Origin of the sequence: Mesorhizobium dulcispinae (genome assembly GCF_033977345.1) — a bacterium.
GTDB lineage: Bacteria > Pseudomonadota > Alphaproteobacteria > Rhizobiales > Rhizobiaceae > Mesorhizobium > Mesorhizobium dulcispinae.
Genome location: NZ_JAVIIY010000001.1, coordinates 912,516 through 937,309, shown reverse-complemented (window position 1 = coordinate 937,309; position 24,794 = coordinate 912,516). Strand labels below are relative to the sequence as shown.

Here is a 24,794-nt window from a genome sequence, read left to right as displayed (position 1 = left end):
GTGCTCCTGCACGACGCCCTCGATTTGATTTCGGTTCCTGTTCGTTCCCATAAATTTCGAGGAAACGGTACGTGGTCGATCGCGGGTCGAGAATTGTTTTGCCCGCCGGGGTGAAGCCCGCGGAGATCTGGACGCCCGCGCAGCGATTGGCGCTGTTGGCCAGCCGCATCTGGGCGTGGCTCTTCCTTGCCCTCATGGTGCTTTTCTTCGTCGTCACGGTGCCGCTGGTCAGCGGCGGCGCGGTCCATTTCCTCACCATCCGGAATTCCCAGAACATTCTGGTCGCGATCGTTCCCGTGCTGCTGCTGGCGCTGGGCCAGACCTTCGTCATCATAGGCGCCGGCATCGATCTGTCGGTCGGATGGGTCATGAGCCTTGCCTCGGTCCTGTCGGCACTCGCTCTGCGTTGGGCGTTCGATGGCGGGATGCCGCTTTTCCCTTCGGTGCTGGTCGGGCTGATTGCGGGCGTGGGCGGCGCGGCGGTGGTCGGCTTCATCAACGGTGTCATCATCGCCAAGCTGAAAGTCCCGGCGTTCATCGTGACGCTCGGCACCTCGTTCATCGTGCGTGGCGTCGCCTACATGATGTCCGAGAATACGACGGTGATTGGATTGCCGGCGGGAATTCGCGCCTACGGCAATGACGCGCTTCTATACTACATCTGGGGTGAAGGCGGCGGCTTCTATTTCCTCGAACGGCCGGATGTGAGCGGTGATCTGCTGCGCCGGATGGACACGATCCTGCCCTATCCCGTCATCGTAACCGCCTGCGTCGTCGCCTTCGCCGCCTTCCTGCTGCGCAAAACCCAATTCGGCCGACATACCTATGCCATCGGCGGAGGCATGCAAGCGGCCCTGCGTACCGGCATACCTGTCGATCGCCACATCATAAAGCTCTATACCCTTTCCGCCTCGACCGCGGGGATGGCCGGCTTCCTCTCGACGCTTCGGTTCACCGCCGGTTCCGCGGTCATCGGCGATCCTCTTCTTCTGTCCTCCATCGCGGCCGTGATCATCGGCGGCGTGAGCCTGTTCGGCGGCGCCGGGACTGTGATGGGGACAGTGATCGGGGCTCTCATCATCGCTGTCCTGACGACGGGGTTGGTGATGCTCAACGTGGAGGCCTTCTTTCAGTTCATCGTGGTCGGCACGGTCGTGATCGTCGCGGTGCTGATCGACCAGTCTCGCGACCTGATTGCCGGCCGTCACCGCAGGGGTGAAGAGACATGACCGAGCCGCTTCTCTCGCTCAGAAACATCACAAAGCGCTTCGGCGGCCTAGTTGCGGTGAACAATGTGAGCTGCGACATCCATCGCGGCGAAGTCGTCGGCCTTCTCGGCGACAATGGGGCCGGGAAGTCGACACTGGTCAAATGCATATCCGGCGTCTATCACGCCGACGAAGGCGAGATGTTCTTTGAAGGCAGGCACGCGCACTTTGCGCAGCCGATCGACGCCCGCCACCATGGCGTCGAGACCATCTATCAGGACCTTGCGCTCGCCAACAATCTCGATGTGGGCGCCAATATCTTCTTGGGGCGCGAGGTGAAAAAGCGCTATTTCGGCGGGCTGATCAAGACGCTCGACGACCAGCAGATGCTGCGCGAATCACGCCGGACGCTCGAGTCCCTCCGCATCCACTTTCCGACCCTCACGGAGCCGATCGAGAACCTGTCCGGCGGCCAGCGACAGGCGGTCGCCATCGCGCGGGCGGTCTATTGGGACGCCAAGCTGATGATCATGGACGAGCCAACCAACAACCTCGGCGTTCCCGAGCAGCAGAAGGTGCTCGAGTTGATCCGCCGGCTACGCGAGCACGGCGTGCCGGTGATCCTGATTACGCACACCCTGCCCGATGCATTCGCGGTCACCGATCGCATTATCGTCATGCATCGCGGGCGCAAGGTGGCCGAGAAGGCAACCGCCGAAACGAACACTGAGGAACTCGTGCAGTACATGGTCGGCGCCCGCGACGACAAGGGCGTCCTGAACCCGCAGAGGGAAATACCCCTGCCGCAATAAGTTTGCGGTTCGGACGCAATCTCCGTGAGCTTGCCGATTAATTGCGCCACCGCCACCGGTCATTGCCTCGCCGCGATAAAGCGGGATGACTTTTCTTCGAATCGTCGTCGGCTCTATCTTCTTGTTCGAGCATGATCTTTTCCGAACCGGAGGAAAGCGAAGCAAAAACCGCTGCACACTTTTCGGGATCATGCTCTGGCGGACGCGCGGTTGGGATGCCTGAGATGGGTCGGCGTGATGCCGGTGTGCTGGCGGAACACCCGGCTGAAATGCCCGGCGTTTTCGAAGCCGCACCTGTAGGCGATGTCCCCGACTGCCAAGTCGCTGCCTTCCAGCAGCGACTTCGCGTAATGCACCCTGAGCGCGAGGTACGCCGCCATCGGGCTGGTGCCCAGCTCCGTCGCGAAAAGACGCTCGAGCTGGCGGCGCGAGCAATTCAGGCGGCTTGCGATCTCGGTGACCGATACCTTCTCCTGGAGATTGCTTTCCATCAGCAGCAAGGCGCGCTTGACCGCGCGGCTCGCGGCTTCGGGAAACAGGTCGCCGACAGGCTGGACGTCCCTGATGTTGCGGATGCGATCGAGAACAAGGATCTTGGCTGCTTTTTCCGCGGCCTTCTGGCCGATGAGTTGCGACACGAAATAGCCGGCGAGGTCGGCAGCACCTGTGCCGCCGGCGCATGTCGCACGGCCGCGGTCGACGGAAAACAGACTGTCCGCATGCGCGTTCACGTCGGGGAACTGGGCACGAAAATCCTTGATGTGGAACCAGCTGACGGCGGCACTGTAGCCGTCCAGCAAGCCGTAACGCGCCAGCACGAAGCTTCCCGTGCAAAGCGCGGTGATGGGCACGCCCTTGTCGGCCGCCCGCAAAAGGAAAGCCTCCTTTTCCGAGCTGAGATTACGATTGGTGTCGAGCAGGCCGCCGACCACCACGACGTTGTCGAAATCCTCGGGATTGCCGATGGCCTTGGTCGGCAGCAGTTCGACGCCACAGCTCGCCCGGATCGGTAGGCCGCGCTCGCCGACGATCTGCCAGTCGAATTCCACCCTGCGACTGCGGTCGCCCTCGTCGCCGGCCAGACGCAGCGTGTCGATGAACAGTGAGAGCGGCGATAAGGTGAAATCGCGCACCAGAAGAAACGCAAACTTCTTGGCCATTCGTTTCCGGAACTATCCCCTCGCGTTGGATCATTCAGACGGATCCGTCTTCCTGCCTCCCATATGGCGAACCGACCCATCCATATATTGTGTACCAAGAAAATACAATCCGTTGACTCGCTTGCAAGTGCATGCGACTCTTCCAACCGTGCCAGATATGGTCGATTGGCAGAGATGATTCCGAAGGTGCGCCATGAAGGGAAGCAAGGGCAGTCTCTACGACGATCTGAAGCGTCGCATCCTGACGATGGAGCTCGATCCTGACGAGGATCTGGACGAGGTGGCGCTGAGCGAGCGCTATGGCCTGTCGCGGACGCCGGTCAGGGAAATCTTCCGCCGGCTGGAGGGTGAAGGCTACATCGAAATTCGGGCAAACCGCGGTGCCAGGGTTGTTCCGATGAACCATTCGACTTTGCGGCAATTCTTCCTGGTCGCCCCGATGGTTTATGCGGCCATCGGCCGGCTGGCGGTGCAGAATTTCAAGCCTTCACAGATGTCGGACCTGAAGGACACGCAGGAGCGTTTCCGCGCCGCAAGCAAGTCGGGCGACGCGCTTTCCATGGTGATCGAGAACAACAGGTTTCACGAGATCATCGGCGAGATGTCCGCGAACGCCTACCTGCAGCCGAGCCTCGGCAGGCTGCTGATCGACCACGCCCGTATCGGCCACACCTTCTTTCGCCCCCGCAATGAGGACATGCGCAAGCGCCTCAAAATAGCGGTCGAACACCATGACGGCTTCATCTCGGCCATCGGGGCTCATGATGAAGACGCCGTCGTCGACCTGGTGTTCGAGCACTGGGAGCTGTCGCGCGAGAACATGGAGATGTTCATCGCACCCCAGGGAATGAAAGCGGACGCCCTGGTCGGCGATAACTGATCGCGGCCGAAGAAACTCTTCAAGCCTTCATCATCTCCCCTCGTGGCCCGTTGGCGACGGAAACCATCGTTTCCGAAATCCCTGGGCGGCATCGCCGTCGGCAACTCGTGTCGCATTTGCGGCAGCGAGCGGCGTTCCGGTTCGCGGCCCTTCGCGCGCTTTTGTGTTACTCGATTATAAATTTTGTGTACGCAGATAATACAATCTGTTGACTCCGGCTCGCCGGTGTGCAATTTCTTGCGTCATCAAAATCCGACCGACCGGTTCCGGCTGCTGAGAATTCTCGCACGAGATTTCGCAGAAGGCCCCCCCCTTGGCCGGATGACGAGCTGGTCGAAACGGCCACTCCAGGGACGGAGAACTGTCTTGAAATTCGAGGGCATCTACACGCCGGCGGTCACACCGCTGGACCCGGACGGGCAGATTGACAACGCCGCTTTCGCCGACGTTCTGGAGTCGCTCATCGAAGCCAAGGTGCACGGCATCATCGTCGGCGGATCGACGGGCGAATACTATGCCCAGACCGCCCAGGAGCGCTTCGATCTCGGAGCTTACGCCAAGCAGGTGATCGGCACCCGCCTTCCGCTGGTCATCGGCACGGGCGCGACCAGGACCGAAGACTCGGTCGAATACGCCAAGGCGGCGAAGGCGATCGGCGCCGACGCGATCCTCGTATCCTCGCCGCCATACGCCCTGCCGACGGAGCGCGAGAATGCGGTTCACGCACTCACCGTCGACCGGGCCGCCAACCTCCCGATCATGCTCTACAACTATCCCGCCCGCATGGGCGTGATAATGGGCGAGGAGTATTTCTCCCGCGTCGGCAAGTCCCGGAACGTCGTCGCCATCAAGGAAAGCTCCGGCGACATGGGCAACCTGCATCGGCTCGCCCGCAAGTTCCCGCACATCTCGCTTTCCTGCGGCTGGGACGACCAGGCGCTCGAATTCTTCGCATGGGGCGCCAGGAGCTGGGTCTGCGCCGGCTCGAACTTCCTGCCGCGCGAGCATGTCGCGCTCTACGAAGCCTGCGTGCTCGAAAAGAATTTCGACAAGGGCCGCGCAATCATGAGCGCGATGCTGCCGCTGATGGATTTCCTCGAATGCGGAAAGTTCGTCCAGTCGATCAAGCATGGATGCGAGTTGATCGGCCTGAAGACTGGCGGCGTTCGTGCTCCGCTGCGCCCTCTGAATTCTGAAGAAAAGCGAACTCTCCAGACTGTCGTCGCCACTCTGAAGCGCACGGTCGCCCAGATCACGTCGGGAGCCAACCATGCATAAACCTTTGACCGCCGCCGAATACAAGGCGATAGCCGCAGGCATTCAATTCCCGACCAATGCGTTCATCGACGGGGCGTTCCGTCCGGCGAATTCCGGCAAGACATTCAAGACAACCAATCCGGCGACGGGCGAAGTGCTTGCCGAGATCGCCGCCTGCGATGCTACCGATGTCGACTTTGCGGTGGCCAAGGCCAGGGAAGCCTTCGACGACGGCCGCTGGCAGCACCTCGCGCCCGGCGAGCGCAAGGCCGTGCTTCTCAAATTCGCCAAGCTGCTCGAACGCAACCGCCACGAGCTGGCGGTCATGGAGAGCGTCGACAGCGGCAAGCCGGTCCGTGAATGCCAGACCGTCGACGTTCCCGACACCATCCACACCATCCGCTGGCACGCCGAGCTGATCGACAAGCTCTACGACAATACCGCGCCTGTCGGCTCGAAGGCGCTGACCATGGTCGTACGCGAACCGGTCGGCGTCGTCGGTTGCGTGCTGCCATGGAACTTTCCGCTCTTGATGCTGGCCTGGAAGATCGGCCCGGCGCTGGCCGCGGGATGCTCGGTGATTGTGAAGCCGGCCCAGGAGACGACGCTGACCACTCTTCGCGTCGCGGAGTTGGCGCACGAGGCCGGCATTCCCGCCGGCGTCTTCAATGTCGTGCCGGGCGGCGGTAAGGACGTCGGCGAGCCGATCGGCATGCATATGGGCGTCGACATGGTGGCCTTCACCGGATCGACGCCGACCGGCCGCCGTTTCCTGCGCTATGCAGCGGACTCCAACCTCAAGCGCGTGGTCCTCGAATGCGGCGGCAAGAACCCGGCGGTGGTTCTCGATGATGCCGAGGACCTCGACCTCGTCGCCGAGCAGGTGGTCAACGGCGCGTTCTGGAACATGGGCGAGAACTGCTCGGCCACCTCGCGCCTGATTGTCCACGCCAGCATCAAGGACGAGCTGCTGCAGCGGATCGGCGCCTACATGCGCGAATGGAAGACCGGCGATCCGCTCGACCCCGAAAACCGCATCGGCGCCCTGGTCAGCAAGACCCATTTCGAGAAGGTGAAATCCTTCCTCGGCGACGTGAAGACCGAAAAGCTGTCTGTCGCTCACGGCGGCGGCACGCAAAAAGGCATCTACATCGAGCCCACCGTCGTCGATGGCGTCACGCCTGCGAGCCGTCTCTTCCAGGAAGAGATTTTTGGACCGGTCCTTTCGGTCACGACGTTCAATTCGCTTGCCGAAGCCGTGGCCCTCGCCAACGACACCAACTACGGGCTGACGGCGTCCGTCTACACAGGCAGCCTGCGCAAGGCGATCAAGCTCTCGCGCGAGATCCGCGCCGGCGTCGTCACCGTCAACTGCTTCGGCGAGGGCGACGCGACCACGCCGTTCGGCGGCTACAAGGAATCCGGCTTCGGCGGGCGCGACAAGTCGGTGTTCGCGCATGACAATTACTGCGAACTAAAGACGGTCTGGATCGATGTCTCGGACCGTTCGGTCGACGAGACCGTTCGGTGAGCGACCACGTCGTGAAGCGTCTTCCGGCGGAATCCGGAACCTCGGGCTGGGAGGCGATCAGCAAACGCTGCTTCCCTGTCCGCACGCTTGACGGCGACATTTCGGCCGACTGGCTGATCATCGGTGGCGGCTTCGCCGGCCTCTCCGCGGCGAGGCGGCTCGCTCAGCTGCGGCCCGGCGACAAGATCGTGCTCATGGAAGCAGGAGAGATCGCCAAGGGGCCGGCTGGCCGGAATTCCGGCTACATGATCGACACCCCCCACAACCTGTCGTCGGGCGAATATTCCGTCGCCGGCGAAGCCGAAACAAAGGCGGAGATCGCCCAGAACCGTTTCGCGATCTCCTTCGCCGCCGACGCGGCGGCGGAATACGGTATGTCCGCGCGCACCTTCGATCGGTCCGGCAAGATCAATGCGGCGGCGACGAAGCGCGGCATGACGCTCAATGCCAACTATGGTCGCTCGCTCAAGGCCATCGGCGAGGAGCACCGCTTCCTCGATGCCGTCGAGATGAGGGAACTGACCGGTTCCTCCTACTACCTGGGGGGCCTCTTTACGCCGGGCGCCGTGATGATCCAGCCCGCCGATTACATCCGCGGAATCGCCGCTGGGCTCGCGTCGAACGTCGACATATTCGAGCACTCGCCGGTGCTCAAGCTCGCCCGCACAGGCGGGGCCTGGAAGGCAGTGTCGCGCGGCGGAAGCGTCACGGCGCAGAAGGTCATCCTCGGCGTCAATGGCCACATCGAGGATTTCGGCCATTTCCGCGGCCGCCTGATGCACATCTTCACCTATGCGGCGATGACTGCCCCCTTCACCTCCAAGTCGACCGGCAAGGGCAGATGGGCGCTGCTGCCGGCCGACCCAATGGGCGCCACGGTCAGGAAGATCTCAAGCGATGGATCTTCCCGCATCGTGATCCGTACCCGGTTCACCTACGACTGGTCCGTTCAAGTGAGCGAAAAGCGTCTGGCCGGCATCGCCGCCGAGCAGCGGGCTTCGCTGGACGCCAGGTTTCCGGACCTCGAGGACGTGCCGTTCGAATATATCTGGGCCGGACGGCTTTGCCTTAGCCGCAACCACGTGCCCGCCTTCGGAGAGATCGAAGAGGGTCTCTACTCGGCATGCTGCGAGAACGGCCTGGGGACCGTCAAAAGCACGCTCGCGGGCGTCATGGCCGTCGATCTCGCCACCGGCACCCGCTCCGACATGCTCGATAAATTTTCGCATCAGCCACAACCCGCAAGGCTTCCTCCCGAGCCGCTTGCGTGGCTGGGCGTCAACACGGTGATCCGTTTGCAGGAATTGCGTGCTGGCCGCGAGGGATGAGCCCTGGCCGCGCAATGTGAAGACTGAGGCGACCGCAGAGGTCTTCAGGGGAATGAAATGAGAAAAACAGGAGCAAACAAATGAGGACTTTGTGGAAAGCGCTCTGCGCTGCCGCGATGGTCGGCATGACCATGCTGTCGGCCCAGGCGGAGGAAAAGACCATCACCGTCGGGACGATGTCGTGGGAGGATCTCACCCCAATCACCGGCATCACGAAGAAGGTATTGGAAGACGCCGGCTATACGGTCAAGGTGGTGGACTTTTCCGAATGGGGCATAGCCTACGCCGCGCTGAGCAAGGGCGACATCCAGATCCTTGCCTCGCAGACGGACTATGTCGCGCAGGACTACTGGAACAAGAACAAGAAGCGTCTGGAAAAGATCTCTCCGGTGTCGCACGGCCTCTACCAGGCGATCGCCGTGCCGAACTACGTGACCATCGATTCGACGGATCAGCTCAACGACAATGCCGACAAGTTCGGCGGCAAGATCGTCGGCATCGAGCCGGGTTCGGGCCTGATGCGCGACGCCGCCAACGCCGTCAAGGAATACGGCCTCAAGTTGCAGCTGGTCGAAGGCAGCACGGCCGCGATGACCGCTGCTCTCAAGTCGGCCGTCGATCGCAAGGAATGGATCGCCGTCACCATCTGGGAGCCGTCCTGGATGATGCAGAAGTATCCGGTGAAATTCCTCAAGGACCCCAAGGGCATCTTCCCGCCCCCGCAGAGCTACTACTGGATCGGCAAGAAGGGCTTCTCGGCCGACTACCCGCATGCTCGCGAGGTGATCGCCTCCGTCTATGTGCCGCTCGCCGACATCACCGCGATCAATGGAGCGGTCAGCGACGGCAAGAAGATGGATGAAGCGGTCAAGGACTGGACCGACGCCCACGCCGATCTGCTGAAGCGCTGGGAGAACATCAAGAGCGAATAATCCTGCCAATGGCGGGCGGCCGAACCGGCTGCCCGCCTCCAAACAAGATGGCCATTTGGTGGCCCATGGGGAACGCAATGAACACTACCGTGAATGCCCCCAGCGAAATTCTGGTCGACTGCCAATCCGTGTGGAAGGTTTTCGGGAGCCGTGCGCCGGCCGCCGTCAAGGCGATCTCCGAGCACGGGCTTTCCAAAAAGCAGGTGCTTCAGGAATTCAACTGCGTGGTCGGCGTCGCCGACGCCACGCTCCAGGTCCGCCGCGGCGAGATCTTCTGCATCATGGGTCTCTCGGGCAGCGGCAAGTCGACACTGATCCGACTGCTCAACCGCCTGATCGAGCCGAGCCTGGGCAAGATTACCGTCAAGGGAAAGGAGATCGCCAGGCTGAATGCCGCAGAGCTGCGCGACATGCGTGCCCGCAACATCGGCATGGTCTTCCAGAGCGTGGCGCTTCTGCCTCACCGCACGGTTCTCGAAAACGCCGGCTTCGGCCTCGAGGTGCGCGGCGTTGCCAAGGAAGAGCGCAATAAGATCGCTCGTGCCGCCCTCGAAAAGGTCGGCCTCGCCGACTGGACCGCCCGCTATCCCTCCGAGCTGTCCGGCGGCATGCAGCAGCGTGTCGGCCTCGCAAGGGCGTTGGCGGCGGATCCGGAAATCATCCTCATGGACGAGCCGTTCAGCGCGCTCGACCCGCTCATCCGCCGCCAGTTGCAGGACGAGTTCCGGCAGTTGACAAAGTCGCTCGGCAAGTCCGCGGTCTTCATCACGCACGACCTCGAGGAAGCCATCCGCATCGGCGACCGCATCGCCATCATGAAGGACGGCGTCATCGTCCAGATCGGGACGGCTGAGGACATCGTGACCAAACCTGCGGACGACTACGTCTCCGACTTCGTGGCGGGCATCTCCAGGATTCATCTCGTCAAGGCGCACTCGGTGATGGCGCCCGTGAGCGAATTCAAAAGCGCGCAGCCGCATTGCGACGTGAATGCCCTTCCCCGGACTTCACCGGAGGCCGACATCGGCGCGCTTATCGATCTGACCACACAGTCCGACCACGACGCGGTCGCGGTGGTCGAGAACGGATCGGTCGTCGGCGTCGTCACCATCCGCGGCCTGCTGCGCGGGGTCGCCGGGAAGCCGGCGGGAGAGCTCGTCGTCGCATAGCTCGGGAGGAGCGCAATGGACATCTCTGCTATTACGGACGCGTTTGACAGCGGGACGGATACCACTCTCGGCTGGATCAGCGACAACGGCGACTGGCTGTTCGAAACCCTGCGGGCAGTGCTTGAAGGAACCTACAACGGTGTCCTCTGGCTCCTGCAGCTCGCGCCATTTTATGTGATCGCAATCGTCGCCGCGCTGCTCGCATGGCGGCTGATCAACGCCTTCGCCGGCGTTCTCGCCGGGTTTGCCCTCATCTTCTGCGCGATCATGGGGCTCTGGGCCGAGACCATGAGCACGCTCGCCCTGGTCATCACCGCCACCATACTGGCGCTGCTCTTCGGCATTCCCATCGGCATCGTGGCCGGTTTCGTCAGAGCGTTCGACCGATTCCTGGAGCCGATACTCGATCTGATCCAGACGCTGCCGCCTTATATCTACCTTCTGCCGGCGATCGCGCTGCTGGGCTATGGGCCGGCGACCGCGCTCGTCGCCACCTTTATCGTCGCCATGCCGCCGGCCATCAGGCTGACCGCGCTCGGGATTCGCATGACGCCGCGCGAATTCGTCGAGCTGGGACACGCAACCGGCCTGACCCCGTGGCAGATGTTCGTCAAGATCAGGCTCCCCTTCGCCGTCCCGAGCGTGATGGCCGGGATCAACCAGAGCCTGATGATGGCGTTCGGCATGGTCGTCATCGCCGGCATCGTCGGCTCGGGAGGGCTCGGCGAGACCATCTATTCGGCCGTGCGCACGCTCGACATCGCCACCTCGATCAACGCCGCCATTGCCATCGTCATCCTGACCATGGTGCTCGACCGGCTCACGCAAAGCGCGGCCCGCCGCGCCAAGGGAGGCGCAAGATGAACTTCGATCTGTTCCGCTTTTCGCCTGGGGCTCACCTTGCCCCTGCTGTGGATTGGTTGAACACCAACTTCCATCCGTTCTTCGACGCTGTCGCCAGATTGATCGAGGCGGTGCTCAGCGCCATCGAAGCCGCCCTCCTCTATCCGCCTGCCTATGTGACGATCGTCGTGGCGGTCGCCCTCGCCTTCTTTCTCGTCGGCATCCGGGTCGCGGTCGTGACCGCCATCGCGCTTTTGTTCTGCCTGCTGGCGGGTTTCTGGGCCGCGTCGATGCAGACGCTGGCGCTGGTGACGGTGGCGGTGATCATCTCGGTGTCGGTCGCGTTCCCGCTCGGCATCCTCGCGTCCCGCTACAAGAAGTTCGAAGCCGCGATCCGGCCCGTGCTCGACATCATGCAGACCGTGCCGCCGTGGGTCTATCTCATCCCCACGGTCATGATCTTCAGCCTCGGCCGTGTTCCGGCGATCATCGCTACGATCGTCTACGGCATACCGCCGATGCTGCGGCTGACCACGCTCGCCTTCAACCAGGTGCCGAAGGACATTTTGGAACTCGGGCAGGCAACCGGCGCCTCGCCGCGATCGATCCTGTTCAAGATCGAAATCCCCTCAGCCACCCCCACCCTGCTGGTCGGCCTCAATCAGTGCATTCTGCTCTCCTTGGCGATGGTTGTCCTTGCGGGCCTCGTCGGCGCGGGAGGCCTAGGCGCGGAGGTGACACGGGGGCTGACCCGCATGGAGATGGGGCTCGGCCTGCGCGCTGGCCTGTCGATTGTCGCGATCGCCATCTTCCTTGACCGCCTATCGAAGGGCGCGCTGCAGCGCAGCCGGGCACCCGGTGCGGCAAAGTCCGCGTGAACAGGACAAGGTAAAAGATCATGCGGCGCAGCTTCTTCTGCATCGACGCCCACACATGCGGCAATCCGGTTCGGCTCGTCGCCGGCGGCGGGCCTTTGCTGCCCCACCTCCCGATCGCCGAGCGACGCGAGTTGTTCGTGCGCGACCATGACTGGATCCGGCGGGCGCTGATGTTCGAACCGCGCGGGCACGACATCATGTCGGGCGCCATCATCTATCCCGCGCATCGCGAGGACTGTGACTTCGCCGTCATCTTCATCGAGGTCAGCGGCTGCCTGCCCATGTGCGGCGCCGGCACGATCGGACTGGTGACGGCTGCGCTTGAAGAAGGGCTCGTTACGCCGCGCGTTCCGGGCAAGCTCTCGATCGAGACGCCGGCAGGAAGAGTGGATATCCAGTACGAAAAGCCGGGCGAGTTCGTGGAGTCCGTTCGGATGTTCAACGTCGCGAGCTACCTGCATGCCGCGGATGTGAGCGTCGATGTTCCAGGTCTCGGCCGGCTCGTCGTCGACATCGCCTATGGCGGCAACTTCTACGCGGTCGTCGAACCGCAGGAAAACTGGCAGGGGTTGGACGGCATGTCGGCGAGCGACATCGTCGACCTCAGCCGGCGTCTCCGAAACGCCCTGGAGCCGGTCTGCGATCCAGTCCATCCCGAGGACCAGAGAATACGCGGCGTGCATCACGCCATCTGGTGCGACAAGCCCTTGGGCAGCGATGCCGACGGCCGCGGCGCGGTGTTTTATGGCGACAAGGCGATCGACCGTTCGCCGGGCGGCACGGGAACCTCGGCGCGCATGGCGCAGCTTCATGGAAAGGGGCGATTAAAGGTCGGCGACGGTTTCCGCCAGGAAAGCCTGATCGGCACGGTGTTCGAGGGCCGTATCGAGGCGGAGACCAAGATTGGCCCCTTTAGCGGCATCAAGCCAAGCGTTGGCGGCTGGGCGCGGATCATCGGCCACAACACGATCTTCGTAGACGATCGCGATCCACTCGCGCACGGATTCCAGATCCGATGATGGCAGGCGCCTGCTTTCGACACCTTGCTGTCGCCCAATCACAGTCGCCAGAATAGCTGAGCAAGCGAAGCGCACGGCCCGAGGAGGTTGGCACGCTCGCACCCTAGCTTGCCTGTTCGACGACCTATGAGCGACGTGCTCCTAAGGCGCTCCGCCCGCGCCTCAGACACATTTTAGAAACAATTCAGAAACACTTCAGAAAAACTCCAGAAATCGTTCAGGCGTAAGATTGACTGGAGAGGGTCGATGATCGGCTGCAGCACTGCAGCAACTTGTTCGGATTGGCGACAAGCGATGCAAAGGTTCTCGATCGGCTTGATGGGTGCGTTGCTCGGCATTTCGCTCGGCACCGGCCCGGTTGAAGCCGGCGAGGCAAAGGTTGCCACGACCCGGACCGAGCGCTGCACCAAACTCAGCCGCCAGGTCGACGAAGCCCTCGAAACCCATGCCGCGTCAACGCAGGTCACCGCGGCGAAGGCACTGCAAAGAAAGGGAGACCGGCTCTGCGCCACCAGGAAGCAGGCGCAGGGGATCCGTGCGTTCGCGAACGCTCTGAAGCTGCTTGGCGTGACACCGATCGACCCCGATGCAGTGACACCCAAAACCGACCTGCACAGCAAGGAGAAAAAGCCATGAGAAAGTCCCTCCTTTCCGTCCTCGGTCTCGCCGTTGCTTTCGCCTTCTCCATGCCCGCCCTTGGCAACGCCGCCGCCACCAAGACGACCGCTCCGGCCGCCTCCACCGATACGACCATGGCAGCCGCGCCGGCAAAAACCGCGGCTAAGAAGCCGCACAAGAAGGTCTGCAAAGCAACCAAGACGCATAAGTGCCCGGTCAGGCACAAGAAGCACGCTGCGAAGGCTGCGGCGCCTACAACGGCAGCGCCCAAGACGAGCTATTGAACTCCACCGTGTTATGGGGAGGCCGTTCCATCTGCATTCATTTTGGGACGGCCTTTTTTCGTCGCGGCTGACGTGGAGCGGCGCAGCGGCCCAGGCTCTTTCAGGCCGATACAAGCTTGGCGCCGGTGCCCCAGGCTAGACATTACCTACCTAAGGTGGCCATTCCCGGCTTCGTCCTTAGGGATGCGTTCCAATTCCATTAGCAGAAGATCATATTTCCATCAGCCGGTGCCCTCTTAGCGAAGTCCCCGTACTAGGTCCCCGCCGGTTAGGCCCGGTGGCCCTTGCCCCACGCCACCAAACCCCAACAAGGGCTCCGGGCCGCTCCCGTGTCAGGAGTGTCGACAGGCCGTAAAGCAGCGCCTAGTGACTCTGCGCGATAGAGCCCGTGCTCAGGGGCGCAAAGAAGCACATCCACCCCATTCTGTATCTGCCGATGCAAGTTATTGGGATCAAGCGGCGCGGGCTGGGCATCGCGCTGCAGCTTCATGGCATGCTGCTGGCAAGGGCCGCCGGCGCGAAGCGCATGCTGGTCGCCTGCCGCGGGATCGCGTCGGCCATCATCGAGGACGTCACCGACGCGACGCGGGTGGCGGTACTGCCGGAGTAGCGGTGACATCAACGTCGCTTCCGCTGCCCGACAGGTTGTTCTGTTCCACTTCAACCGAGGGCCGCTTGAACGAGCCGCTTGCTTGCGCGATTGTCAAAGTCGCCCGGTAACGCGAGTAACCAATGAGTCCGATGGAGAAAGCACCGCCTTTCGTGCCGACCGAATTTCATGTCGGAACCGTCAGGGACGAGAAAGGACATCTTGGCATCCTGTCGATCCAGACAACGCAAGGCCGCCTGGATGTGGCGCTCGACCGTCAAGCGGCGGACGCCATTGTAAAGGCAGTCGACGCTATCCGGTCGAAGCTGGAATCCGCCGACACCTAGAAAAAGAAAGCCCGGTCTTCAGCCGGGCCGAGAAAGCCTTGGGGACACCGACCGGAGGATCGTTCGTTCGGTGTTCCTAATGTGCGGCATCCGCGTGACGACCGGGTGAAATCTTGCCGGCCGGCGCATGCCGAGGCCCGCAACATGTATTACGGAGTCGGCTTTCGCGCGTTGACCCGCGACCTGCCGCAGATCAAGGTCGGCGATAGCGTCACCGGTGTTCGTCAACGATGCGTTCGTCGATCGGGTACGCAAGGCAGGACTACGGGCGGTGTCGTTCAAGCCCAGATGGACGTCGGACGGGAGCCTCCGGGATTGAACGGCCGTCGGCATACACCGACTGAATTCCGCGCCGCTGTCAGGGAACCGCAGCCTATGCCGCGCGAGCGGCACTTGGCTTAGCCTTCAGCACCGTGGCAAGCACGATGCCGGCGATGATGAAGGCGGCGCCGAGCAGATCGTAGTCGTGCAGGCTCTCGCCGAGCAGCAGATAGGCGAGGATGGCGACGAACAGCGTCTGCAGATAGAGCAGCATGCTCGCCCGGCTGGCGCCGAGCGTGTCCACGCTGCGGTTGTAGAGGTAGTACATCAAGGCGCCGCCGGGGCCTGCCAGATAGGCGAGCGCGAGCCAGCCATGGACATTCAAGGCCGAGCGTTCGTCGTTGAACAATTCCCACAGATGGAAAGGCAAAGCGACCAGCGCGCCGGCGCCGAGCAGGAGCACGACCAGCGGCAATAGCTCGATGCCGAATTTGGAACGGCGCACCAGCACGGTGTAGAGCGCCCAGCAGAACGCGCTGCCGATGATCCACAATTCGCCGAGATTGAACTTGAGTTGCACCAGCGCTGTCAGATCGCCATGCGCCACGATGACCAGCATGCCGGCGAGCGCCGCCAGCGCGCCGAGCGCCTGCCAAAGCCCGAGCGGCTCGTCGAGCACGAAACGGGCGAGCACCATCGTCATGACCGGCGACAGCGCCATGATGATGCCGGCCGTCGTCGCGTCGGTGTCGGCGAGGCCACGGTAGATCATGCCCTGGCAGAGCGTGAGCCCGATCGCCCCCACGGCGACGATTTCCAGCGGCCGGGATTTGAGAAGCGCCAGCATCGCGCCGTGATGGCGATGCACGATCGGCAACAGGATGGCGCAGGCCAGCGCAAGCCGCCAGAAGCATAGCCCCCAGGGCGGCATTTCCGGCGCCACCCACTTAGCCGCGATATAGACGCCGGCCGAAAGAAGCCAGCACAGCACGGCGGCCGGATAACCGGAGAGCGAGGGTAGCGGCGCCGCGACAGGCTGCTCCCCTGGATGCGATATCGGTATTGCCTGCATGTCATCCCCCCGATGAACGCCAGACGCGCGCCGCATTATGTCACCGTCCTGGGGCGTTACCTATCCGCGCGGTTGGACGGTCGGGTGGATCGAGGTCAGTGCGGCGCACCGTCCGACAAATGGAGAAGCCTCCAGGCCGAGCCAAGGCGCCCGTGAAACCGTGAAGCAAAATCTTCAGCAGCCCCGTCCTCCAGGCCATCATCGACAAGTGCCTCGATGCTTCGCCGCATCAAGGCGAGCTGCATCGCCCTGGCATGCGCCGCGTCCGTTTCTCTCATGATTGCCGTGACGTGATAGGCAACGACAGGCTGGCCTAAGCAAGACACAAGCGTGCCGGCTTCAGCCGTCGCTGCGGCAACTGCGTCTTCGATCTGCATTTGGCGCTCCTCATCAAAGCTGATGACGGCGCCTCCCCGGGAGACGACGGTGTTCCGCCGCTTCATTTTAACGTCGGCCGCGCTGACGACTCGCGGCCAAGATCAGTATCCTCCAGAACCCTATCGAAGGCCACCGGATAGTTAACTGATGGTTAACAGGAAGGGTCGCATCTTAAGCGTCGGCGCAAGAGACCCGGCGCCTCCCCTGCGCGCCATCCGCGGACTTCGGCTCCCGCTGCGAAAGTCCGTTTGTCAACTAAGAGCAATGTTCGGCAGCGTTCGCAACCGGACTCCTAATTTCTAAGCAAACGTTCTACTTGGACCGGTCGGAGTCTTTTTCAACAATATCGGCGCGACCAAGCCATTGCGCTTCACTTCAAGGAGGTGGGCAGAGCCGCCTCCTTGAGCCGCTCCGACTCGGGGCTCATCTCCATTGTAAGGCAGTCAAGCAGGGTTCGGCGCTCGCGGAATCCGGGCTGACTGCGAGACCAGGTTATCCAATAGCACCCCTTCGTACGAAGGACCTTGTCGGTCAGGCGGACAAGGCGGCCGGCATCGAGTGACGTTCGGCAAAGCGCGAGCGATCCTAAGAGAACACCGCAGCCGAGCTCTGCCGCACGCAACGCCTGCGCGAAGGTATCGAAGCGCAATCGCGCAGGCGGCGGTGGCGGCTCGTCCATTTCGGTCGACCAGTCTCTCCATCCGATTCTCGGCCCGAAGGTAGCAATTCGCGGCAACTTCTCCCAATCCCCCGATGCTTCCCTCAATGAGGCAGGGGCTGCTACAGGCGAGAGTTCCTCGAAAAAGAGGCGCCGCGCCTCGTGGCCGGGCCAATTGCCCTCACCGAAGATGATCTCGAAATCGGCCTCCGTTCGCGGGTGATCGGGCAGTTGTTGAATGGTCTCAAACGAAACCTGCAGATCCGGAAACCCCCGCACGATCTGCAAGAGGCGAGGAACGATCCAAAGCTCGATGACCGAAGCGGTGGCTACAATGGTTATCTTGCGTCGAGGCGACGCGAAGAGGTTAGCGGTGCTGTGCACGAGCTGATCGAGAGCCGCCTGTACTTGCGGCAGCCACGTTTCGCCCTCGAGTGAAAGAGCGACTCCTCTCGCTTGCCGATCGAAAAGATGCGCACCCAGTCGTAGCTCCAGATTCCGAATACGCTGGCTGACCGCAGCCTGAGTAAGCCCGAGCTCCCTTGCCGCAGCGGTAAAGCTGCTCAACCGAGCCGCGGCTTCGAAAGCCCGGATCCATTCGAGAGGTGGAAGGGCGTCTCGTTGGATAGCCATAACGAATTCGTGGTCTTCCCACGCATATTGATTGATTGTCATTATAGCCAATAGCGTATGGAATGTTGCTACGGGTTGATGGACGATCCATCACAATCGGGCGAAAGCTACCAATTGCCGCGTGTCTTCAATGCTTGACCACGAACATTGCGTTCGGGGGTAGCCGGAGACTCGCATGTCCGGGCACGCAGGATAGCGGTGAAACGCGTCAACTTGTCGAAGCAGGAGAGTTCAATACAGTTCGAGGGGGGGAAGAAGGTACCTCATCCTCCCGGCGTCATGTATCGCGACGACCACGATCGCCGGAGCCGACCAACTCGTGCCCTATGGGGCTGAAAGCGTCGATATCGGCCGCTTTCATGGGATCGTCTCCTATGCGCAGGGAGCGGGTGATTACAGGGTCACTGCCTGCACCAACGCGCCCCTCACGGCATGAAGGACACTACTGACGTTGAGTCGCAAGGGAGGATCAGGGAATGACAGCCGATCTGAGGTTCCAGGTAATCCGCCGTAGCGTGGCGGAAGTCGTCGCGAATGAGAGTGAAGTCGCGGGAAGGCTTGAGCGAGCACAGCAATTGTCTGCCGGGCACGCCGATAGCCTCGCCGCCATAGAGCGCCTCCGACCGATGGTGCAGCTGCACTGCGAAGAGCTTGCTGCCTACCTCAAGGAGTCCGGTCCGGCCGAGCCGAGTGGCGAGATAACGACCCCTCCGTCCGTATCGCGGCAGTCCAACGCACTCTCCGAGGCACTGCGGGACCTATCCCTAGCGTTCCACCATTGCGCACTCGGCTACACGATGCTGTACGAGGTGGCGCTACGGCTCTATGAGCCGCGTCTCAGGGAGATCGCGCCGAAGCATCTGAAGGCGCATGCCGACGCCGCACTATCCACGGCGGGGCTGCTGCCAGGGGTTGTAGCATGGCAGCTCGCCCAGGACGGGCTTCACTGCGCATGTCTCTGCCCTATGTGCGGTCTCGGTGCCTGCGGCTGCGTGGACGCTGGCACCCAAACACTGACCACCGCCTGGCGCGATGCCGCTGCATCTCGGCCTGGTCTTCCCTGGGCTTCTGCAGTCCCGACCGAGTCGGAGCCGCCCGCTTTCGTCCTCCAAACTCCCAGGCCGGATAGCCAGCTGGCGCGTGCCGGAGTGCTAGGGGGAGAGCGAGTCCTCGCGGTTGATGGCCAACAGGTGCGCGGCTTCTGGGACGTTCAGGTTGCGATGCGCAAGCACGCGCTTGGGGACGTGGTGGGTCTCCTCATCCAGCGCGGTTCGGAAACTCCTCGCGAGCTTAAGTGCGAGCACGTAAGCGAGTATCCGAAGACGTAGAGGGTGCCTCGAACATCGTCTCGTCTAACGAAGGCAGTGGAGCTGACAACTGGCTCGCGTTTGCTGGCTGGCGTCTGGATAGTACGGCATGGCTCGATCGTATGGCTTCGTTCGCGCAGTGCGCAATCGGCCAGGCGGGGCATGCAACGTGACCACGCTGTCCGCGCGCGATCAAGCGCCAGCGCGCCAAGACCTCTACGTCCGGCTTCCGGCCTGAACCGGCGCCATCTCACGATGGCAGCAGTTGATCGCGAACAAAGTCGCCGGCGCTCCGAAGCGCTCGGCGACCGGCACTCAATTGCGCGTTCCAGACCGGCCAGGCATGGATCATATGCGGCCAGATTTCGAGGCGCAGCTTGACGTCTGCCGCGCCGGCGGCCTCAGCCAACCGCGTCGCATCAGACAGCAGCGTCTCGGCCGAGCCGACCTGTATCAGCATCGGGGGAAATCCGCTCAGATCGGCAAACAAGGGGGAGATCAGCGGATCGCGCCGGTCAACACTACGGGGAACATAGGCGCTCGCCAGTTCCTCCAGATAGGTCCGGTGGATGATCGGATCGGTCGCGTCCTTGCTCGATAGCGTCGGGCCGGACATCGAAAGGTCCGTCCAGGGCGAGACCAGCCAAAGGCAGCGCGGCAGCCGCTCGCCCGCCGCGCGCAACCGACTGACCAGCGACAGGCTGAGATTGCCGCCAGCGCTGTCGCCGCCGATTACGATGCGACCCGGCGCGATCCCTTGCCGGGCAAGGAAGCGCCATGCGGCGAGCGCGTCTTCGTGCTGCGCGGGGAACGAATGTTCCGGCGCGCGCCGGTAGCCGACCGCAAGCGTGCGCATTCCCATCGCCCGGCCGGCCTCTGTCACCATCCGGCGATGGCTTTTGATCGAGCCGGAGCAGTAGCCGCCACCGTGGAAGAAGAGCAGCACCTTGTCCGTGTCGGAGCCGGGCGCCAGCGACCACTCGCCAGCGAGGCGGTCGAAACCCACCGCCTCGCAGCGGATGTCATCCGCAATCGGCCAGGACGAGCCGACCTCGTCGAGCCGCGCACGGCGTTCGTCCCAGCCGACCGGCCGCGGTCTTGAGGCCAGCAAGGCGCGGATGGCGTCGATTTCCGTCAGATCGAGCTGTTCTTGCGCATCGCTCATTTTTGCTTCCCGCGACAAATCCACGCCCACGACCGGCGGAGCGCCTTCACGTTAGGCGCAGGGGTCGGGATAGGTATTGGGGCGGACGTCCGCGTGGCTAACGACGCATCTCCATTACAAAGATCGCGCCTATCACGACCGCGATGCCGATACCTTGAACGAGCGAGACCCGTTCCCCCAAAAGCGCTATCGCAAACAGGACTCCTAGGACCGGCTCCAGATTGCTGATCATTGCGGCGCGCGCCGCGCCCACATAAGCCATGCCGGACATGAACGCGAGGGTTCCGACAGTTGAAGCGATGGCGACGCCGACAAAGCCGGTCCATGCGAGCATTGTCGTGGGCAAGGCCAATGTTCCAAAGAGCGCGAAGATCACCGTGAGCGTGGCCGCCGCAGAAAGCATCATGTAGAAGCCGATCGAGATCGCCTTCGCCTCCGCCATGGCGCGAGCATTCCAAACGACAATGATGGCTGTCACCGCCATTGCCAACGCAGCGAGGCTCAAACCCACGAGACTTAGCCTTTCGAAAGAAAGGCCAATGGCAAGGTAAAGGCCGACCAGGGCAGCAACGAGCGCCCCGACAGACACTCTCGTGAGTTTCTCCTGACCCAGGTACATCACGATGAACCCGACAAGTACCGGATGGATGAAGTAAATCAGGATCACCAGGCTGACTGGAAGATAGTTTACAGCTCCCAGGTAGCCGTAGAGCATTACGGCATAGGCCACGCCCATTGCCAGGCCGATCCGCATCGGCCGGCGCGGAATTGCTATCGGCTGGCGCAAGACCACCAGCAACAGGAGTGTGATCAAGACCGAAAAAACACTTCGGCCGGTGATGACGCTGAGCGTGTTGCTGCCACCCTCGTAGGCGAGTTTTGCGAGGCTCGGAACAATCGCGATGGCGATAGTCGAGAGGACGACCAGGCCGACACCGAGCAACCGATGCTTGAAGCCGGCAGCAGCTACCGAAACTGTCCCAGCATCGGCCATGTGCCGACCTCGCCGCCCCTCGCGTGAAATTCACTTCGGCATGCACACCGGCAGCTTCGACTGCTGTCGCAACGCAATCTATCCTATTGCGAAGGGGCCGAGCAATCCAACGATGGACATTCGCGCACAAGTCGCCGGCGCTGTGACGCGCGGCGACCGGCGTTCAATGCTGCGCGTCTCCCTGACCTCGGCAGTCTTGGGTCCGCGGCCAGGAACGAATATGTCGCCAAACGATTGATGGGTGCGAGCTAGCCGAGGGCGTCGCATGCCAAGATTCAATGACAAGTGGAAGGTTGGGCCGCACGGCCGGCTGGAAAAGCTGGACGAGGGTCTGCTGACTGTCGCGGGCGAAATCCACATGCCGCTCGGTTATTTTCCCCGTCGAATGACCGTGGTCGGATTGAGCGGCCGACGAACGGCGATCTGGAGCGCCATCCCTTTGGCGGAACCTCAGATGCGAGAAATCGAAGCGCTCGGCGCGCCCACCTTCCTCATAGTCCCCGGTCCCGGCCACCGCCTCGACATAAGGCCATGGAAGGCTCGCTATCCAGAGGCGAAAATTGTCTGTGTGCCGGGTGCGTGGGACGCGGTGGAGGAAGCCGTCAAAGTCGATGCCACGAGCGCCGTCTGGGCCGATCCCTCCGTCCAGCTTGAGACCGTGCCGGGCACAGAAGGCAAGGAGGCCGCGCTTCTCGTCCGACGCGAAGGTGGCATCACGCTTGTCATCAACGACCTTCTCGCAAACGTGCGTCATCCTCACGGCATCGGCGCCCACATAATGGCGCGTCTGCTCGGTTTCGGCGTGTCGTATCCGCAGATACCGCGCATTAGCAAATGGATGTTCGTCAAAGACAAAAAGGCGCTGGCCACGGCGTTCCGGGAATGGGCGGATGAACCAGACCTCAAGCGGATCGTCGTCAGCCACGGCGATGTCATTGCCGCTGAGCCGCGCAAGGTGCTTCAACGCGTTGCGGCCGATTTGGATGGTTGAAAAGCGTAGCGGAATTCCGCCGGCCATTTCCGGCAGTCGCGCAGATGTCAGGGAATTCGCCCATGGCCTATTTGAATTGACCGGCATGGCACGGCACGGGCAAAACCCTATTGTGTTTGTGTGAGCCGCACCCAAGCGGAGTCGAAAACCATGACCCTGACCAACCGAGACCTTGTCGAGCTGACGGAATGGCGGCGCAAGCTGCACCGGCAGCCGGAGATTTCCAACGAGGAGGAGAAGACGGCACGCGAGGTCGTCGATTTCCTTGCCGATACGGGGCCGGACAAGGTGCTGACGGGACTGGGCGGCCATGGCGTGGCGGCGGTCTATGACAGCGGTGAGGCCGGACCGACGGTGCTGTTCCGCTCGGAGCTCGACGCGCTGCCGATCCACGAGCTTTCGGGCGTGCCGCATGCCTCGCAGGTGCCGGGCAAGTCGCATATGTGCGGCCACGACGGACACACCACAATCCTCGCCGCGCTCGGCCGGCAGTTCGGGCGCCAGAGACCAGCCCGCGGCCGCGTCGTGCTGATGTTCCAGCCGGCGGAAGAGACCGGCAATGGCGCGGCCGGCGTCGTCGCCGACCCGCGCTTTGGCGAGATCCAGCCTGATTTCGCCTTCTCGCTGCACAACCTGCCCGGCGTGCCGTTTGGCGAGGTGCGGCTCAAGGCCGGCGTGGTGAACTGCGCCTCGCGCGGCATGCGGATCGTGCTCGAAGGCAAGACCGCGCATTCCTCCATGCCGGAAACCGGCACCTCGCCGATGCTGGCGGTGAGCCAGGTGATGCCGCATCTGCCGGCGCTCGGGCGCGGCAGCTTCGCCGACGACGATTTCGGCATGGTGACCGTCACCCATTGCGCGATGGGTGAAGCGGTGTTCGGCATCGCGCCCGGCTACGCCGAGGTGTGGGCGACGCTGCGCACCCGCCGCGACGAGCGCATGGCGGAGCTGGTCGCCGCAGCGGAGGCGCTGGCGGCGAAGATCGCGGCCGAGCATGGTCTTTCCGTGCGCTGCGACTATCACGAGATTTTCGTTGCCAGCGTCAATGCGCCGGATGCGGTGGAGCATCTGAACCGCGCGCTGGACGAGGAAGGTGTTTCGCGCGGCGAGGAAGCGCTGCCGATGCGCGCCTCGGAGGATTTCGGCATCTTCGGCCACAATGCCAAATCGGCGATGTTCTTCCTCGGCGCTGGCGAGCGCTATCCGGCGCTCCACAACCCAGATTACGACTTTCCGGACGACCTGATCCCGATCGGCTCGAGGATCTTCATGCGGACGGCGCGCAATCTGCTGGGCTGAGCGCGCCCCTCACTGTTGCAGACTTTTCCTGGGGTTGCCCTGGTGCGCAGGACGGCCGGATACCTTTCGTCGGCGCGCTCTGCGCGCGCCGCATAACGCCCCTGTATTGTTGTGCCGGCTCAGCGCTTGTATGAGCGGGGATGACCTCGATCTCCCGTTTTGCCGCGTTCGTGCTGTTCGCGGCCATCACGTTCGCCACGCTCTCGCCTATCCAACTGCGGCCGCACCTGGGTGATGCGAATACGGAACGCGCCCTGGCCTACGCCCTGTTCGGTCTCGCCTTAGCCTTCGGATTCCGCGCCCGCCTAGTGCAGGCAATGCTGTTTGTCTGCGCTGTGGCCGGCGTATTGGAACTGCTCCAGGCGTTCGATCCCGGCCGGCATGCCCGGCTCCAGGATGCCCTCTTGAAAGCGGCGGCCGGCCTCATAGGCATTGCCCTGGCACGGATTGTCCTTGCAGTCGCGACCACGGTCGTCGCGCGCAGCAAGCCGCAAAACAGCGATCGTCCGCTAGGCTCGAAGACTTAGGGCATTCTCATGATCGGCTTCCGGTGGCACTGCAACAATCGAACAGCCTCGGTGGCTTGGCGATGCGGCGGCGCCGATGCCGTCTAGTCCGGGCTCCGGTACGTCGCGCGACTTCTTCGCCCGCGACGCCCTCGTGGTCGCGCGCGAACTGATCGGCGCTTGGCTCGATCTCGCCGACGTCGGCGGCATCATCGTCGAGACCGAGGCCTATCGGCCCGACGATCCGGCCTCGCATAGCTATCGCGGCCGCACGCCGCGCAATGCGCCGATGTATGGCGCTCCCGGCAGCGCCTATGTCTACCGCTCCTACGGCCTGCACTGGTGCCTGAATGCGGTGTGCCTGCCGGGCAGCGCGGTGCTGATCCGGGCGATCCAGCCGCAATCCGGCATCGCCGCCATGCGCGGCAGGCGGGGAAGCGACGATGACAGGCTGCTGTGTTCCGGTCCGGGCAAGCTCTGCCAGGCGCTCGGCATCGACGGCTCGCATAACGGCCTGTCGCTCGCAGCCGCGCCCTTCGAGTTTGCCCGCTCCGCAACCGACGCCGCCGCGATCCTCAGCGGACGCAGGGTAGGCCTCACCAAAGGCGTGGAGGCCGAGTGGCGGTTCGGCCTTGGCGGATCGCCTTATCTCAGCCGGAAGTTCTGAGCACCGCA

The 24,794-nt window shown here is 62.9% G+C and carries 26 protein-coding genes; 20 read left to right on the top strand and 6 right to left on the bottom strand.

Going from position 1 to position 24,794, the window contains the following annotated elements:
- Positions 1-71: 71 nt before the first annotated feature.
- Positions 72-1,229 carry an ABC transporter permease gene (locus tag RFN30_RS04585; RefSeq protein ID WP_320260920.1) on the top strand — a complete coding sequence of 386 codons (1,158 nt, stop codon included), beginning with the start codon at positions 72-74 and terminating at the stop codon, positions 1,227-1,229.
- Positions 1,226-2,020, top strand: a complete 795-nt coding sequence (locus tag RFN30_RS04580; protein WP_320260919.1) for an ATP-binding cassette domain-containing protein — start codon at positions 1,226-1,228, stop codon at positions 2,018-2,020. Before RFN30_RS04585 ends, RFN30_RS04580 begins: the two co-directional genes overlap by 4 nt.
- 188 nt (positions 2,021-2,208) lie before the next feature.
- On the opposite strand, the gene RFN30_RS04575 is transcribed toward RFN30_RS04580, so the two are convergent.
- The gene (locus RFN30_RS04575) at positions 2,209-3,180 is read right to left on the bottom strand and encodes a GlxA family transcriptional regulator (RefSeq protein WP_320260918.1); all 972 of its coding nucleotides are present in this window, start codon (positions 3,178-3,180) and stop codon (positions 2,209-2,211) included.
- A gap of 193 nt (positions 3,181-3,373) precedes the next feature.
- Between RFN30_RS04575 and RFN30_RS04570 the strand changes: the two genes are divergently transcribed.
- The 13 genes from RFN30_RS04570 (at position 3,374) to RFN30_RS04510 (ending at position 14,855) form a co-directional block, all read left to right on the top strand.
- Positions 3,374-4,060 (top strand): GntR family transcriptional regulator, encoded by a 687-nt coding sequence (locus tag RFN30_RS04570; protein ID WP_320260917.1) that lies wholly within the window; start codon positions 3,374-3,376, stop codon positions 4,058-4,060.
- A gap of 366 nt (positions 4,061-4,426) precedes the next feature.
- Positions 4,427-5,338: a dihydrodipicolinate synthase family protein gene (locus RFN30_RS04565; RefSeq protein WP_320260916.1), complete on the top strand. Its 912-nt coding sequence runs from the start codon at positions 4,427-4,429 to the stop codon at positions 5,336-5,338.
- Positions 5,331-6,848 carry an aldehyde dehydrogenase gene (locus RFN30_RS04560; RefSeq protein WP_320260915.1) on the top strand — a complete coding sequence of 506 codons (1,518 nt, stop codon included), beginning with the start codon at positions 5,331-5,333 and terminating at the stop codon, positions 6,846-6,848. Before RFN30_RS04565 ends, RFN30_RS04560 begins: the two co-directional genes overlap by 8 nt.
- Positions 6,845-8,176, top strand: a complete 1,332-nt coding sequence (locus tag RFN30_RS04555) for an NAD(P)/FAD-dependent oxidoreductase (protein WP_320260914.1) — start codon at positions 6,845-6,847, stop codon at positions 8,174-8,176. Before RFN30_RS04560 ends, RFN30_RS04555 begins: the two co-directional genes overlap by 4 nt.
- Positions 8,177-8,256: 80 nt before the next feature.
- On the top strand, positions 8,257-9,108 hold the full coding sequence (locus tag RFN30_RS04550; RefSeq protein WP_320260913.1) for a glycine betaine ABC transporter substrate-binding protein: 852 nt from the start codon (positions 8,257-8,259) through the stop codon (positions 9,106-9,108).
- Positions 9,109-9,185: 77 nt separating this feature from the next.
- Positions 9,186-10,277 (top strand): quaternary amine ABC transporter ATP-binding protein, encoded by a 1,092-nt coding sequence (locus tag RFN30_RS04545; RefSeq protein WP_320260912.1) that lies wholly within the window; start codon positions 9,186-9,188, stop codon positions 10,275-10,277.
- Positions 10,278-10,292: 15 nt separating this feature from the next.
- Positions 10,293-11,141 (top strand): ABC transporter permease, encoded by an 849-nt coding sequence (locus RFN30_RS04540; protein WP_320260911.1) that lies wholly within the window; start codon positions 10,293-10,295, stop codon positions 11,139-11,141.
- Entirely contained in the window at positions 11,138-11,998 is an 861-nt protein-coding gene (locus RFN30_RS04535) for an ABC transporter permease (protein ID WP_320260910.1), read from the top strand. The genes RFN30_RS04540 and RFN30_RS04535 overlap by 4 nt, the downstream gene beginning before the upstream one ends.
- 20 nt (positions 11,999-12,018) lie before the next feature.
- Positions 12,019-13,017 carry a 4-hydroxyproline epimerase gene (locus RFN30_RS04530; protein WP_320260909.1) on the top strand — a complete coding sequence of 333 codons (999 nt, stop codon included), beginning with the start codon at positions 12,019-12,021 and terminating at the stop codon, positions 13,015-13,017.
- A 294-nt stretch (positions 13,018-13,311) separates the two neighbouring features.
- A complete protein-coding gene (locus tag RFN30_RS04525) occupies positions 13,312-13,653 on the top strand; it encodes a hypothetical protein (RefSeq protein WP_320260978.1) in 342 nt (113 codons plus the stop codon).
- Complete coding sequence (locus RFN30_RS04520; protein WP_320260908.1) at positions 13,650-13,919, top strand: hypothetical protein; 270 nt, start codon at positions 13,650-13,652, stop codon at positions 13,917-13,919. Before RFN30_RS04525 ends, RFN30_RS04520 begins: the two co-directional genes overlap by 4 nt.
- A 388-nt stretch (positions 13,920-14,307) precedes the next feature.
- The gene (locus tag RFN30_RS04515; RefSeq protein WP_320260907.1) at positions 14,308-14,529 is read left to right on the top strand and encodes a hypothetical protein; all 222 of its coding nucleotides are present in this window, start codon (positions 14,308-14,310) and stop codon (positions 14,527-14,529) included.
- Between the two features lie 152 nt (positions 14,530-14,681).
- Positions 14,682-14,855, top strand: a complete 174-nt coding sequence (locus tag RFN30_RS04510) for a hypothetical protein (RefSeq protein WP_320260906.1) — start codon at positions 14,682-14,684, stop codon at positions 14,853-14,855.
- Between the two features lie 373 nt (positions 14,856-15,228).
- Here the strand turns inward: RFN30_RS04510 and RFN30_RS04505 are convergent, their stop codons facing one another.
- From RFN30_RS04505 to RFN30_RS04495, 3 genes are all read right to left on the bottom strand, one after another.
- On the bottom strand, positions 15,229-16,188 hold the full coding sequence (locus RFN30_RS04505) for a DMT family transporter (RefSeq protein WP_320260905.1): 960 nt from the start codon (positions 16,186-16,188) through the stop codon (positions 15,229-15,231).
- 95 nt (positions 16,189-16,283) lie between these two features.
- Complete coding sequence (locus RFN30_RS04500; RefSeq protein WP_320260904.1) at positions 16,284-16,565, bottom strand: hypothetical protein; 282 nt, start codon at positions 16,563-16,565, stop codon at positions 16,284-16,286.
- 371 nt (positions 16,566-16,936) lie between these two features.
- Positions 16,937-17,899: a LysR family transcriptional regulator gene (locus RFN30_RS04495; protein WP_320260903.1), complete on the bottom strand. Its 963-nt coding sequence runs from the start codon at positions 17,897-17,899 to the stop codon at positions 16,937-16,939.
- A 434-nt stretch (positions 17,900-18,333) separates the two neighbouring features.
- Here RFN30_RS04495 and RFN30_RS04490 point away from each other — a divergent pair, with 434 nt between their 5' ends.
- Positions 18,334-19,185, top strand: a complete 852-nt coding sequence (locus RFN30_RS04490; RefSeq protein WP_320260902.1) for a hypothetical protein — start codon at positions 18,334-18,336, stop codon at positions 19,183-19,185.
- A gap of 229 nt (positions 19,186-19,414) precedes the next feature.
- Here RFN30_RS04490 and RFN30_RS04485 read toward each other — a convergent pair whose 3' ends face one another.
- Positions 19,415-20,329, bottom strand: coding sequence for an alpha/beta hydrolase (locus tag RFN30_RS04485; protein ID WP_320260901.1), 915 nt, complete (start codon positions 20,327-20,329; stop codon positions 19,415-19,417).
- A 97-nt stretch (positions 20,330-20,426) separates the two neighbouring features.
- Positions 20,427-21,323, bottom strand: a complete 897-nt coding sequence (locus RFN30_RS04480) for a DMT family transporter (RefSeq protein ID WP_320260900.1) — start codon at positions 21,321-21,323, stop codon at positions 20,427-20,429.
- Positions 21,324-21,588: 265 nt separating this feature from the next.
- Here RFN30_RS04480 and RFN30_RS04475 point away from each other — a divergent pair, with 265 nt between their 5' ends.
- The 4 genes from RFN30_RS04475 (at position 21,589) to RFN30_RS04460 (ending at position 24,786) form a co-directional block, all read left to right on the top strand.
- Positions 21,589-22,314, top strand: coding sequence for a hypothetical protein (locus tag RFN30_RS04475; protein WP_320260899.1), 726 nt, complete (start codon positions 21,589-21,591; stop codon positions 22,312-22,314).
- Positions 22,315-22,464: 150 nt separating this feature from the next.
- Entirely contained in the window at positions 22,465-23,613 is a 1,149-nt protein-coding gene (locus tag RFN30_RS04470) for an amidohydrolase (RefSeq protein WP_320260898.1), read from the top strand.
- A gap of 140 nt (positions 23,614-23,753) precedes the next feature.
- Positions 23,754-24,140, top strand: coding sequence for a VanZ family protein (locus tag RFN30_RS04465; RefSeq protein WP_320260897.1), 387 nt, complete (start codon positions 23,754-23,756; stop codon positions 24,138-24,140).
- 76 nt (positions 24,141-24,216) lie between these two features.
- A complete protein-coding gene (locus tag RFN30_RS04460; protein ID WP_320260896.1) occupies positions 24,217-24,786 on the top strand; it encodes a DNA-3-methyladenine glycosylase in 570 nt (189 codons plus the stop codon).
- Positions 24,787-24,794: the final 8 nt, after the last annotated feature.